This is a genomic window from uncultured Enterovirga sp., from assembly GCF_964242715.1.
GTDB lineage: Bacteria > Pseudomonadota > Alphaproteobacteria > Rhizobiales > Beijerinckiaceae > Enterovirga.
Genome location: NZ_CAXTAZ010000081.1, coordinates 1 through 12,517, shown reverse-complemented (window position 1 = coordinate 12,517; position 12,517 = coordinate 1). Strand labels below are relative to the sequence as shown.

General features: G+C 64.4%; 13 protein-coding genes. 8 read left to right on the top strand and 5 right to left on the bottom strand.

Going from position 1 to position 12,517, the window contains the following annotated elements:
• From ACFE87_RS23710 to ACFE87_RS23695, 4 genes are all read left to right on the top strand, one after another.
• On the top strand, positions 1–1,070 hold a 1,070-nt coding region (locus ACFE87_RS23710), incomplete at its 5' end, for an MmgE/PrpD family protein (RefSeq protein ID WP_375462125.1).
• Positions 1,067–2,242, top strand: coding sequence for a 2-methylaconitate cis-trans isomerase PrpF family protein (locus tag ACFE87_RS23705; protein WP_375462124.1), 1,176 nt, complete (start codon positions 1,067–1,069; stop codon positions 2,240–2,242). The genes ACFE87_RS23710 and ACFE87_RS23705, both read left to right, overlap by 4 nt.
• 175 nt (positions 2,243–2,417) lie before the next feature.
• On the top strand, positions 2,418–3,287 hold the full coding sequence (locus tag ACFE87_RS23700) for a Bug family tripartite tricarboxylate transporter substrate binding protein (RefSeq protein WP_375462123.1): 870 nt from the start codon (positions 2,418–2,420) through the stop codon (positions 3,285–3,287).
• A 374-nt stretch (positions 3,288–3,661) separates the two neighbouring features.
• A complete protein-coding gene (locus tag ACFE87_RS23695; RefSeq protein ID WP_375462122.1) occupies positions 3,662–4,153 on the top strand; it encodes an Lrp/AsnC family transcriptional regulator in 492 nt (163 codons plus the stop codon).
• Between the two features lie 40 nt (positions 4,154–4,193).
• Here the strand turns inward: ACFE87_RS23695 and ACFE87_RS23690 are convergent, their stop codons facing one another.
• Positions 4,194–4,586, bottom strand: coding sequence for a hypothetical protein (locus ACFE87_RS23690; RefSeq protein ID WP_375462121.1), 393 nt, complete (start codon positions 4,584–4,586; stop codon positions 4,194–4,196).
• A gap of 99 nt (positions 4,587–4,685) precedes the next feature.
• On the opposite strand from ACFE87_RS23690, the gene ACFE87_RS23685 reads away from it, so the two are divergent.
• The 3 genes from ACFE87_RS23685 (at position 4,686) to ACFE87_RS23675 (ending at position 6,992) form a co-directional block, all read left to right on the top strand.
• Entirely contained in the window at positions 4,686–4,988 is a 303-nt protein-coding gene (locus ACFE87_RS23685; protein WP_375462126.1) for a helix-turn-helix domain-containing protein, read from the top strand.
• 372 nt (positions 4,989–5,360) lie between these two features.
• The gene (locus ACFE87_RS23680; protein ID WP_375462120.1) at positions 5,361–5,594 is read left to right on the top strand and encodes a hypothetical protein; all 234 of its coding nucleotides are present in this window, start codon (positions 5,361–5,363) and stop codon (positions 5,592–5,594) included.
• Positions 5,595–6,449: 855 nt separating this feature from the next.
• Complete coding sequence (locus ACFE87_RS23675) at positions 6,450–6,992, top strand: hypothetical protein (RefSeq protein WP_375462119.1); 543 nt, start codon at positions 6,450–6,452, stop codon at positions 6,990–6,992.
• Between the two features lie 325 nt (positions 6,993–7,317).
• On the opposite strand, the gene ACFE87_RS23670 is transcribed toward ACFE87_RS23675, so the two are convergent.
• From ACFE87_RS23670 to ACFE87_RS23660, 3 genes are all read right to left on the bottom strand, one after another.
• The gene (locus ACFE87_RS23670) at positions 7,318–7,962 is read right to left on the bottom strand and encodes an RES family NAD+ phosphorylase (RefSeq protein WP_375462118.1); all 645 of its coding nucleotides are present in this window, start codon (positions 7,960–7,962) and stop codon (positions 7,318–7,320) included.
• Positions 7,959–8,768, bottom strand: coding sequence for a hypothetical protein (locus tag ACFE87_RS23665; RefSeq protein ID WP_375462117.1), 810 nt, complete (start codon positions 8,766–8,768; stop codon positions 7,959–7,961). Before ACFE87_RS23665 ends, ACFE87_RS23670 begins: the two co-directional genes overlap by 4 nt.
• A gap of 681 nt (positions 8,769–9,449) precedes the next feature.
• The gene (locus ACFE87_RS23660) at positions 9,450–9,791 is read right to left on the bottom strand and encodes a hypothetical protein (RefSeq protein WP_375462116.1); all 342 of its coding nucleotides are present in this window, start codon (positions 9,789–9,791) and stop codon (positions 9,450–9,452) included.
• Positions 9,792–9,976: 185 nt separating this feature from the next.
• Here ACFE87_RS23660 and ACFE87_RS23655 point away from each other — a divergent pair, with 185 nt between their 5' ends.
• Positions 9,977–11,281, top strand: a complete 1,305-nt coding sequence (locus ACFE87_RS23655) for an IS701 family transposase (RefSeq protein ID WP_375462115.1) — start codon at positions 9,977–9,979, stop codon at positions 11,279–11,281.
• A 58-nt stretch (positions 11,282–11,339) separates the two neighbouring features.
• On the opposite strand, the gene ACFE87_RS23650 is transcribed toward ACFE87_RS23655, so the two are convergent.
• Entirely contained in the window at positions 11,340–12,410 is a 1,071-nt protein-coding gene (locus tag ACFE87_RS23650; RefSeq protein ID WP_375462114.1) for an IS630 family transposase, read from the bottom strand.
• Positions 12,411–12,517 lie beyond the last annotated feature (107 nt).

Here is a 12,517-nt window from a genome sequence, read left to right as displayed (position 1 = left end):
TGATCGCGGCCGCCCTCTCCGAAGCCGAGAGACTGGACGTGGACGGGGGCGCCTTCCTCGAAGCGCTGGCCGTCGGCTACGAGGTCTGCTGCCGGGTCGGGGCCGCGATGGGACCAGGCGGCTACGAGCGGGGCTTCCACATCACGGGCGTGAGCGGAATCTTCGGGGCGGTCGCGGCCGCCGCCAAGCTGCGCGGCCTCGACCGCGCCACCGTCGGAGCCGCCTTTGGGCTGGCGCTGAGCAAGGCTGGCGGCTCCATGCAGTATCTGGAGAACGGCTCCTGGAACAAACGTCTCCATCCGGGCTTCGCGGCCCATGACGCGCTCCTCTGCCTGACCCTGGCGGAGACCGGCGTCACGGGCGCGGCGGAGCCGATCGAGGGTCGCTACGGCATCTTGCACAGCTTCACGGCCGATCCGCGTCCCGACTACCTGACGGACGGTCTGGGCGAGCGATGGCTTCTCGTCCAAACCTCCATCAAGCCCTACCCGTCGTGTCGCTTGACCCACGGCGCGATCGACGCCGCCCTGCGGCTTCGCGAGCGTGTCCCTGCCGGCAAGCTGGGTGAGGCGACGATGCGCATCGGGCTCTCGCCAACCGCCTTCAAGATCACGGGCGAGCCGCTCCCCGCGAAGCTCGCTCCGCGCAACACGGTCGACGCTCAGTTCAGCGTCTACTTCCAGGTCTCGGCGGCCTGGCTCGACGGGGGCGTAACCTACGCGAGCTACGAACGGGCGTTCGACGTGGACATCCTCGCTTTAACGCCGCGCATCGCGGTCGAGAGCGACGTGACCGTGCCGACGGCCGGCGCGATCGTCGAGGTCACGATCGATGGCGAGCGCTTCGCCGACCGGACGGACACGCCGCTCGGAAATCCAGGCAATCCGCTCGGCTGGAGCGCCTTAACGGGCAAGTTCACGGCTTTGGCGGAACCCGTCTACGGCCCGGAGCGCGCGGCCGCGATCGTCCGTGCCGTCGAGCAGCTCGGCCCGGGCACGCGGATGCTTAGCCTGATCCGGTCGCTGCGAACTCAAGGCGAAGCGTCCGATGCCGAGAGGAGAGCCGCATGAGCGCGACCCTCACGGCCGAGCAGACGGCCATTCGCTGCGTCCTGCTGCGCGGCGGCACCAGCAAGGGCCTCTACTTCCTCGAGCAGGACCTGCCCGGACCCGGACCACTCCGCGACAAGGTTCTGAAGCGGATCGTCGGGACCCCGGATCTTGTCCAGATCGATGGCCTCGGAGGCTCGCGGCTGATCACGTCGAAGATCGCGCTGGTGAAGCGCTCGTCGAGCGCCGACGCGGACGTCGACTACACCTTCGCGCAGGCGGAAATCGACAAGGACGCGATCCACTGGGACGGGAATTGCGGCAACATCTCGTCCGGCGTCGGCCCGTTCGCGATCAACGCGGGCCTCGTCCCCGTGACTGCACCCGTGACGGTCGTGCGTATCTTCAACGTCAACACGGGCAAGGTCCTGATCGCGCACGTGCCGGTCGAGGGCGGGCGGGCCAAAGTGGAAGGCGAGTTCGCGATCGACGGCGTGCCAGGAACCGGCGCCGAGATCGTCATGGACTACCACCTCACTATCGGCGCCCGCAGCGGACGGATCCTGCCGACAGAGCGAGCCGTCGACGCCCTCGCGCTCGAAGACGGGACAAGCTTGCCGGTGACCCTCTGCGACGTCGCGAACCCGTGCGTATTCGTTCGCGCCGCGGACCTTGGGGTGACCGGCAGCGAGCTGCCCGCAACCATCAACGCCGACGAGAAACTCCTGTCCCGAGTGCGCGAGATCCGGGCCAAGGGTGCGGCGCTGATGGGCTTTTGCGCCGACTGGCGCGAGGCCCCGCCCGGCTTGCCGCTCGTCGTGCTGGTTGCGCCGTCCGAGGGGTACGAGAGCATGCGGGGCGAAACGGTGCGGGCCGACGCCATGGATCTCCGCGCGCGGCTGATCTTCTTCGATTTCTGTCACGAGAGCATGGCCGGGACAGGCTCCATGTGCACGGCGGCCGCGTCCCGGATCGAGGGTTCCCTCGTCTACGAGGCCCTGGGCGCGCACCCGAACGGAAGCGGCGAGCTGCGGATCGGGCACCCGCTCGGGATCATGCGCGTCAAGGTCGAGGCCAAGCATACGAACGCGCCCGGTGGCGTTGAGTTCACGGCCTTGGGCTTCGGGCGGACGGCCCGAACACTTATGGAAGGCGTGGTTTACGTGCCGACCTCGACATTCGGGCCGAGCTGACGGTCGCGTTACGCACCCGCGACCGAGCTCCGTCGAGTAGGCAAACACAATCTACAGGGAGGAATAAAAGATGAACCGCCGACATCTTCTGAAGACGCTCGGCGCAGGTGTATTCGCGCCCACGATCCTGTCGCGACCTGCCAGGGCAGACACATGGCCGACCCGCACGATCACCATGGTGGTGCCCTACGGAGCCGGCGGCACCACGGACTCGACCGGCCGGCTGTTTGCGGAGCATCTATCGACGGCTCTTGGCCAGCGTGTCGTGGTCGAGAACCGGCCGGGCGTTCAGGGCAACGCGGGAAGCGAGACCGTCACCAAGGCGGCCCCGGACGGCTATACGCTGCTCCTCTCGTCATCGGCGTTGTCGATAAATCCAGCCATCGGCCCGAAGCCGCGCTTCGATGTCGCCAAGGCATTTCAGCCGGTCGTTCTTCTGACCACAGCCCCGAACGTTATCGTGGCGCGACCGATGCTCGGCGCCAAAACGATGCCCGACATCGTCAAGCTCGCCAAGGACAGACCGAACGCGATCACGATCGGCGCCGCTCAGATAGACACATATGTCGAGCTCTTGAAGCGGAGAGCCGGAGCCGAGTTGAGGCTAGTGCCATACCGGACGAGCCCACAGGCTCTGACCGACGCTCTCGCGGGACACATTGATCTAGTCATGGCGGTCGTGCCGACGGCGTTGCCGCTCTTGAGCGAGGGCGACAAATCGCTGACGGCGCTGGCGGTATCGTCCAGGAAACGCTCTTCGGTGCTGCCCGCAGTGCCGACCTATGCGGAAGCCGGCATCGCCGACGCAGAGATCGAGAGCTGGTTTGGCGTCCACGTTCCTTCAGGCACGCCGGAGGCGATCATCGATCGCCTCGCTGACGAAGGTCGCGCCTTCCTGAGAAGCCCGGCCACGGCATCCCGCCTCGCGACGCTCGGTCTCGATCTGGTCGACCAGGGGACACCAGAAACGTTCGCCGCCTACGTCACTGCGGAGTCGAACCGTTGGCTAGCCATCGCGAAGGAATTGAACGTCAAGGCCGAGTAGCCGTGCGCTACGACTCGCGGGCGACCCAGCGCGCGTGAGCAAGGTGATCGAGATCAAGCTGTCGGACGACGAGCCGTGATGACGCGCTTCGGTCTTCGGTGCCGTCGCTGATGAGGTAGCCCGAGTCGCTCACGGAGGCGAACGTGCCGTCCGATCTCCGGAAGCGATACTAGCAGCCGCCGCGAGCGGTTGGCGTGCACGCGCCGGAGGGAACCGTTGACGATTGGAGTCAGGGCGCGTCGCTGGCGAGGATGCGAGCGCTCTGCTTGTCGACGTGATGGCTGCGATTGGCGCACGTCCGAATCGCGGCTGAACGCGCTCGATCCATCGATGACGCGGATCGAAGATTCTTGGAATTCGTCGGAGATTTAGGAATGAAGTTGGACGCGAAGGACGCCAAGATCCTCAATCTCGTTCAGCTTAACAATCGGCTGTCCAAGAGCGAGATCGGCGACGAGATTGGTCTTACGCATTCCGGCGTCTCACGCCGGCTTCAGCGACTTCACGACCGTTCAGTCATCTTCGCCGACGTCGCACTGGTCGCGCCGGAAGCCGTCGGCTACCCGGTCCGCATGAACGTGTCCTGCTCGATCGAGCGGGACCGCCTCGATACTTACGATCGCTTCGTGGCCGCGCTTCAGGCCGACCCGATGGTGGTCAACGCAGACGCCGTCATGGGCAAATCCGACTTCACCTTCACTGTGATCGCCCGTGACATGGACGCCTACTTAAACCTGATCGAGCGCTATCGGGGAGCATTCCCAACTCTATCGAGCGTGACTGGCCTTGCTGTGCTTCGATCAGTAAAGCGCGGGCTTAAGATCCCGGTCGAACCGACGAGCGTTTTCCGACCCGCAAACAGATGAGCCGAGTTCCGCACGGCGGTTGGCGCAGAGGGCAGGGCGGTCAGCCCTCGGCCAGTTCCTTTGTGCCTCGTTGCATCAGTTCTCGTCCGATCTCCTCAACCTCACGCAACAGCTCGCCGACCGCGTGGAGATCATGTCCGTCGGCAAAAGAGCGCTGCTCGTTCCGAAGCTCGAGCTCGATCGACAATAGCAGCCACCCTGCGTGCTGGGCGTCGCGGGCAACCTGAAGAGCTTGCGCGCGCTCGGCCAGGGCGAGCGCGACCGTTTCAGGCCGATCACCGTTGGACCGCATAGCAGCCGAGGCAGCGACCGCGGCACCGAAGCCCTCTGTCATCCGGAGGAGCGCTCGGGAATCGGCGGCCGCAACCCAGTATGCCAATCGACTGACCGCCTCATTCAGGTCGTCGAAAGCCTCCTCCGTGAGTGTCGGCAAGTCAGTGGCTCCACGCGGCAGGCCGGCAAGGATGATGAGTGACGTCCACTATAGTGTGTCGCATGAGTTTATGCATCCTGGCGACTTCGCCGCTTGGATATGCGGAAGGTGGTCGGCCTGAACGTGCTGCGGCTACGGCGTGAGCAGGGCATCTCGCAGGAGGAGCTGTCGTTCCGGTCCGGGTTCGGGCGTGCGTATCTCAGCGGGCTGGAGACCGGCAAGCGCAATCCGACGGTCGTCAGCCTGTGGGAAATCGCGAACGCGCTTGACGCGAAGCCGGTTGACCTGCTGCGGGAACCGGCGCCCGATGATCCGCCCGCGACCAGCCCGCCCAGGCCCAAACGCCGCGGCCTGACCAAGCGTCAAGCGATTCGGGCATCCGGACTGGCGAAGAAGCTCTGAACCGGGCCGACGTGAAAAGGTGTGCGATCAGAAGGCCGGTCGCGTTCAGATCGTGCCGAATGAGGGCGATGTTTGCACAGACCGGCCGAGGGGTTCCGCGGTAAAGCATGCCATGAACCGCGATAGACGGCAGGGCGGAAAGCCTCAGGGCGGCTAAGTTGTTCGTGAGATGGTCGAATCGTGGCGTCCGGCTTCCATTCGCATAATATATATGGAACCGGTGTATTCTGCCCATAGAAGGAGACGCAACGCTGGATTAACTGCTTCTTTTTGGGAACAACGAGCGGCATCGTCTCACGATACTGTAGATCAACACTGCCTTATCACCTTCAATTACAATCTCAGACCGCTACTACGAAGAGCAACTCAGTCGTGACTTGCCTTACCCCCCGCCTGCACATCGCGACCGAGCTCGCCAAGCTGGACGCGTTACCGGAAAGTCTGGCGACGAGACATCTCGGCTGGCGTTTGATCGAAGCGTTCAATGCGCGGGACCCCGAACTGCTTCTGTTCTGGTCCGTGGCCTTTGCGAAGTACGAGGGGGCTAACGACGCCGAGATCGCGTATCAGGTGCTGTCGACCACGGCGCCGGGCAAACGCAACTGACAGCGAGGCACTTTGATATGGCGGTAGGGCAGGGGGGACGCAGGTGACGACGGTGAATCAGCTTGTGGCGGTGTTCGATCAGCTCGTCGAGGTACAGGCGCCAGACATCGAGGGTCTCCCGCCCGGCACGGACTCAGCCGACTGGTTTCGAGCTCAGGGCTTCGTTGTATCTCGTGCCACTGTCACCGGAAACGTGATTGGGTTGCCGGCGGGCGGGCTTCCAGCCTGGCTAGAGTTCGTCAAAGCTGTACGAGCGGGCGATCCGCGTTATGCTCGCGGCACCCGCGTGAACCCATTCGTCGAACAGCTTTTCACCGAAGTTGTTAAATTAAAGCGGGGGAGGGCAGCGGGCCCGATCCAGCCCGCCGAACTGACCCAGGTCGAGACGGCGATGGCCTTATGGTTCGCTGCGGTTGCCGTCCCGCAGACGCACGTCATCCCTTGCGCGATTATGCCCGAAACGGCCGCGCCGTTCACGATCGGACCGGTCCGATTCTCCCATGCATCGGCCTTTGACGCGCAGGCCTTCGGGATCGGGCCGGGACTCGAAGAACTGACGCTCGGACCACTTAACCGGGCGATGCAGGAGAGAGCGGCCAGCTGGATCGCGATCGTGGACGTAGACGGCTACGAGCCGGAGCGATCGAACGAAGTCGCGGAGCTAGCAGTCGACATAGCCCTTGCGGCGCTCCAGCTCATCATTCCCCTCGCATACGGCTCGCGAGTCGCCCGTATCACGGGACGAACTCTCCCCCCTTTCACGGCAGCCCTCGTCAGCAGCCAGGCGATGTCTCGCCTCGCATCACTAATCACGAGGCGGGCCGCGGTCTGGGGACGGACGCGTTCGACCGGTTTGTGGGCGCGGGCGCAGGGACTCTCTCGTCGGCCGGCAAACGAATTTCTAGCTTCGTCGCAGGTGCGGGCACCCTTTCGGCGCTCCAGATGGCATGGTGCAATGCTGCTTACTGGTTCCACGAGGCGCTTGCCGAGCCGCTCACGACTGTCGCGATCGCCAAGCTCGAAACTGCCGTCGAGAACCTTTTCGGATCACCGAGCCTCGGCGAGAGCAACTCCCGCATCCGCAAGGCCCTGAAGGGTCTGTTTGGACTGGAGCCGCAGGATTCAATTGTTCCTGGATCGACGGTGACGGTCAGCGCGTTCGTCAAAGATATCGTCGAGGCGCGTTCCCGTATCCTCCATGGAAACTGGTCGACTTTAACGGAGGAACTGGCCATGGGACGGGGGGATGTCGCCGCCTTCGCCCGCGAGCTCCTCGTGAACTACACAGAAACGCTTGGCCTCTACGCAGCAAGCGGCAGCCCAGTCGATGAGGCGCTTCAGTTCCTGAACTGGATTGAGATGCAACGCGCGACGAAGGCTTCGCCACCTCCGCCATAAGGCGGGACTTGATGGCGACACGCGAGCTTTGGTGTGCGCCGGCTGAGGGATCGGGGAACTCGGGTCCACCAGTGGGTACGGACCGCCGCAGGAAAGGGCGGATGACGAACCCTCGTGCCCAACTCCGCCGACCTCAGAAGCGCATCGAAGCGATTCTGCCTAACACGACTTATATCCAGGTGGGCAACGTGCCGTGCGGTGTGCTGAGACTTCGTGCTGAACGAGCGAGCAGGAGCAGCGCATTCCCGAGATAAAGGCGAGCGAGAAGGACCAGGTGCAGTCGGCCAAGCCGGAGAGGATGATCTGACGCGCGAGCGTCGAGGGCTCATGACACGATGGTGATACCGGCGCGCTGGCCGAAATTTCGCAGCTCAAGCAAAAGCGCGGCATCCGCACTGACGTCGATGCGCTCGACCTCGACGAAATCGGATTCGGCCACGCGATCGCCGAACAGGATCACGCACACATCCGGATCGCATTGACGCGACGTCCAGATCAGACCGTCGACATCGTTACGCGCGCGATGGACAGCCTCCGCCCAAAGGACCGTCTTGTCGTAGGTCGACTTCGGGGTCTCGATCAGCTGAGTGCGGCTCAGCCCCCAGGCCTTAAGATCCGGCGCAAACAACCGCGCCAGCATCAGGTCGCGCTTCGGAGCAATCCTGCTCACGCTGCGCGCCTCCACCACGTCGAGGCGCACAGTCTTGAACGGCGCGGTCGGTTCGATGTCGTGGAAGATAGACTCGAACGCGGCAGCTTCCCGCGTGCTGGCGGCGTAGAGCGTCGGAACACACGACCCGGCGGCGTCTACGAACGGCGCGAACCGCGTCGGCTGCCCTTTGCAGGGGTTGAACTGTGCCGGTCCAAACGACGAAGCGTGGGTTCGGTGAAGGACGGTCCCCTTTGTCAGGTTCTGGGTGTTGATGCTCGGAAAGGGGGAGGGCGGTGCGGGAAAGACCGTGGTGCTCACCCGACGACCTCTTCACCCTCACGTTCTGCAGCGGCAACGAGAGCCTGAGGATCATCAAGCATGTCGGCCGGCGCCTTGTCGCCCAGCCATCCGTTCGTCGACACGAACCAGAAGGCGCGCTGCCATGGCGAAAGCCGGGCGGGGAGGGCGGTCAGGACCTCCTTGACCGATGGGTGCGGCCGTCCTTCACGAAACTGGAATGCCGGGAAGAACTCCGTGCCGCGGTGCTGCACCGAGAAGATGTCACCAGCCTTCTTCCAGCGGGCCGCCGTCGCATAACGGTTCTTGGTCTGCGATCCAGCCCGGACGCCGACCTCCACGCTTGTCAGAACGGGCACCTGCGCGACGAACCGATCGCGAAGTTCGAGATTGTCCGAGGCGAGGACACCACGCGCGTCGGCGAGCTCATCCGGCAGGAGAACCTCGGCCAGCTTGCCGATCGCCGACTCGAGCCGGGTCTCATCCAAGGTCGCGCTGACGCGAACGACCCTCTCGAGGAACGAACGGACCGCATGACGTTGGCCGCCGGCCAGGCCGGGCTTGAGCTGCAGGATAACCGAGCGGCCAAGAGCGAAATCGGCTGCCGCCACGGCGATGCCGACCAGGTCGGGCGCGTCGCCTGCCTTGACGAGGGGCGCACTTTCTTCAAGAGCCCGGCGAATCGCCGTTACGAACACCTCATGCGCTTGCTCCTCGGACACGGGCGCCGGCCGCTGCTGCGCTGCGCTGCGCGAGGAATCCCGTGGACCAACAGGAGCGGCCGGCCGGTCGACCATCAGAAACGAATGGAACAAGGCTTCGGTCATAGGGGCTGCTTGAGATTGCGTATCGAGAGACATCTATCACGTATGTCATGTCCCGTCCACGGCAAGGTGTCTCCTCGCCCGAGGTCGTCCAGGCGCCTCACCCGATCACCGCGGGATCCTGCACCAGGGTCGCGGAAGATCATGGTCACGTCAGCGACGCCGATCTTCGCGCGGTGAGGATCGCGGATACGACGATGCGCAGATATGGAAAACGTCGCACTGGTCGGTGATGGGCCGCCGCCGAGCGGCCGGCTGCTTCACAGCTTCTTGAGCTCGGTCGCCGAGCCCGAAATCGAAATCGACTTTCCGTCCGCTCTCGACATTCAATGAAGAGCGGCGCCCGAGATCCGGCCTGTGCCTCGGCCGACAACACTCGGCGATTCTAGGCGGACGGCGGGACGGCGACGACGTCGCGTCGCCTCTTTGACCACGAGCAGCATCAGGCCGCCGGCGTCACGTTGAGTCCGTCTCTTCAGTGGGATCTTTGCGGCCGGCGAAAGGGGGAGGGTGCCTCAGGCAATCACGAAAGCTATGGAACTGGTATCTGCTAACTCGCGAATGTCCCTAGACAATCGTCTTCGCATAACACGTGTTATGTAGATGGGATCGCGTCGTGTGCTGAGGCTCGTCGAGTTTGAAGTAGCGCGGATCGCGATGACGCTGGACCGTTAATGACGCTGCTCAGTCGGGCTCTCCCGTGTCGAGCTGCTCGCTTACGCGGCAGACGGCCTCCACCATAGCGACATAGTCTTGGAAGCCGGCCATCCGACGCGCGTATCGCAACGCTTTGGCATACCTGTCCGAACGCTCGCGGCCATCCAGAGCGCCCCTTAGCGAATGCTGCTCGTTGAGGGAGTCGAGCATGATGTTTGAGAAGGTTGGGTCCACGCCCTTCAACTCGCACGTTACGCTGGTGAGGTACTGCAGGCGATTAAAAGCCGGTGGATGACTGCCGTCCTTGCTGTACGAAATGTAGTCGTAGAACCACTGGTTGAGGAAGAAGAAGCTCGCCGCCTTCGCCATGCGAGCCCTCCCCGAAGGTCGAAACTGCCTGATTGCCCAGGCATCCGCGGCATGCTCTTCGATTTGGCCGTTGCTGTCGTCGGCCCTAGCACTACTTTGGCAGAAGTTTCCAGGAGGGAGCACTTTGCGGATTCCCGTGCGTCGATTTGCGTGATTCATGGGAGGTCGGTGTTGGAGAACCGACGATGGCGGCGGAGCGGGATTGGAGGACAGAGCTCGAGCGATGGCTCGAGCCGTTTCTGGCCGGTCTGTCGCATCCGGCGCGTCGCCGGATGTGTCCGCTCTACATTGCGGGCCTGATCGGGCCTGGGGACCGGAAGAGCGTGCAGCCGATGGCGGCACGCTCTGATGAGGTCGGGTACGACCAGCTTCATCATTTCGTCGCGGCGGGGGTGTGGGACAGCGCGCCGCTCGAAGCGGCCTTGCTGAAGGAGGCAGATCGGCTGGTGGGAGACGAGGCGGGCTTTCTGGTCATCGACGATACGGCACTGCCGAAGAAGGGGCAGCACTCGGTCGGGGTCGCGCCGCAATACGCCTCGGCGCTCGGCAAGACGTCCAACTGCCAATCGCTGGTCTCGGTGACCCTGGCCTCGCGCGAGGTGCCGGTGATGGTAGGTCTGCGGCTCTTTCTGCCCGAGTCCTGGACGGCCGATCCCGAGCGCATGGCGCGGGCGCGGGTCCCACAGGATCGACAGCGGGCTTTGACGAAGCCCGAGATCGCGATCGAGGAGATCGACCGTGTCATCGCCTCAGGAGCGCGGTTCGGCTATGTGCTGGCCGATTCAGGGTACGGCTCGAGCGGCTCTTTCAGGCAGGCTTTGAGCGAGCGCGGCCTGCTGTGGGCACTCGGGCTGTCGCGACGCCAGAACGTCTATCCGGCCGATGTGGCCCTGATCTTCCCCGTCGCGACGACCGGCAAGCGCCGCCAGTATCACATCCCCGACCGCCCGCCGGTCTCTGCCGACGCGATGCTGGCGAACGAGACATGGCGGAGGATCAGCTGGCGGCGCGGCACCAGAGGCCGGCTGACATGCCTCTTTGCGGCTCGCCGTGTCCGCGTCGCGGACGGCCACAAGCACCGGATGCTCGACAATCGGATGCAGTGCATGCCGGGAGAGGAGGTCTGGCTCGTCGGCGAGCGCAGGTCGACCGGAGAGCAGAAATACTACGTGTCGAACTTGCCGGCCGATGCCACGCTCAAGATGCTCGCCTCCACGATCAAGGCCAGGTGGATCTGCGAGCAGGCGCATCAGCAGCTCAAGGAGGAACTCGGCCTCGACCACTTCGAAGGCAGATCCTGGACCGGATTACATCGGCATGCCTTGATGACGATGATCGCCTACGCCTTCCTCCAGGTCCGCCGCCTCCAGGCAGCGGGACGGAAAAAAAAGAAGCGGCGGACCGCCACCGCACCCGAGCATGCCGGCGATCAGGCAGGCCATTCTCGACCTCTTCATACGGCCTTTCCTCCGGCGATGTCCCCACTGTGAGACGCCGCTCGAAAAAGCCGTCGATATCAACCTGCCAAAGTAGTGCTAGTGCACTGACTCAGACTGATGGTTCAGGCACGCGAGCAACGGCCTTGAGGATCTGGGCGGCGGGCTTGGTCCAGACGAAGGGTTTGGCGCGGCAATTGTGCTCGGCGATGTAGCGCTTGATGGCGGCTTGCAGGTCGACGATGCCGGTGAAGGTGCCGCGCCGGAGCCGCCGCCGGGTCAGGGCCGAGAAGAAGCCCTCGACGGCGTTAAGCCATGACGCTGAGGTTGGGGTGAAGTGGAAGATCCAGCGCGGGTGGCGCGACAGCCAGGCACGCACCTTCGGGTGCTTGTGAGCGGCATAGTTGTCGAGGACCACGTGCACGATCTTGCCGGCCGGCACGGCTGCTTCGACGCTATTGAGGAAGCGGATGAACTCGCCGTGGCGATGGCGCTGCATGCAGCGGCCGAGCACCGTGCCGTCGAGGACGTCCAGGGCGGCGAACAAGGTCGTTGTGCCATGACGGGTATAATCGTGGGTCTGGGCGGCCGGGTGTCCTGAGGCGAGCGGCAGGCCGGGCCGGGTGCGCTCCAGAGCCTGGATCTGGCTCTTTTCGTCGATGGACAGCACCACGGCATGAGCAGGCGGGGCCATGTAGAGGCCGACCACGTCCTCGACCTTTTCGGCAAAGGCGGGATCGCTCGAGCGCTTGAAGGTCCGCGTCCGATGGGGCTGCAGGCGGTCGGCATCCCAGATCCTCTGGACGGAGCGCAGCGAGATCCCGATCCGCTCGGCGACCGCGCGTCCGGTCCAGTGCGTGACCTCGCCCGGCGGCTCGGAGCAGGTCAGCGCCAGCACGGCCGCAACCGTGCTGGTCGGGTGCGGTGGCCTGCCGGGCGGTCGCGTCTTGTCGCGGAGCAGGCCCTCGCTGCCCTCCTCGCCATAGCGCTGCTGCCACCGCCAGACGGCAGGCCGGCTGACACCCGCCCGCCGAGCCACCTCCTGCACGGACAGACGCTCGGCCGAGAGCAGGACGATGCGGGCGCGCTGGACGTGCTTCAACGGACGAGATCGATCACCGGCGATCGCGGCCAACCACGCCCTCTCGGTCGTGTCGAGGATGATGCAGACAGTCTGAGCCATCGCCCAGACTCGCATGCCTCACACTCCGCCTGAATCCTCCGACGGCGTCACTGCACTAGAGCGGGTTCAGCTCTTTCCGATTCGAAGCGGGATTCACGGCTGGGGTT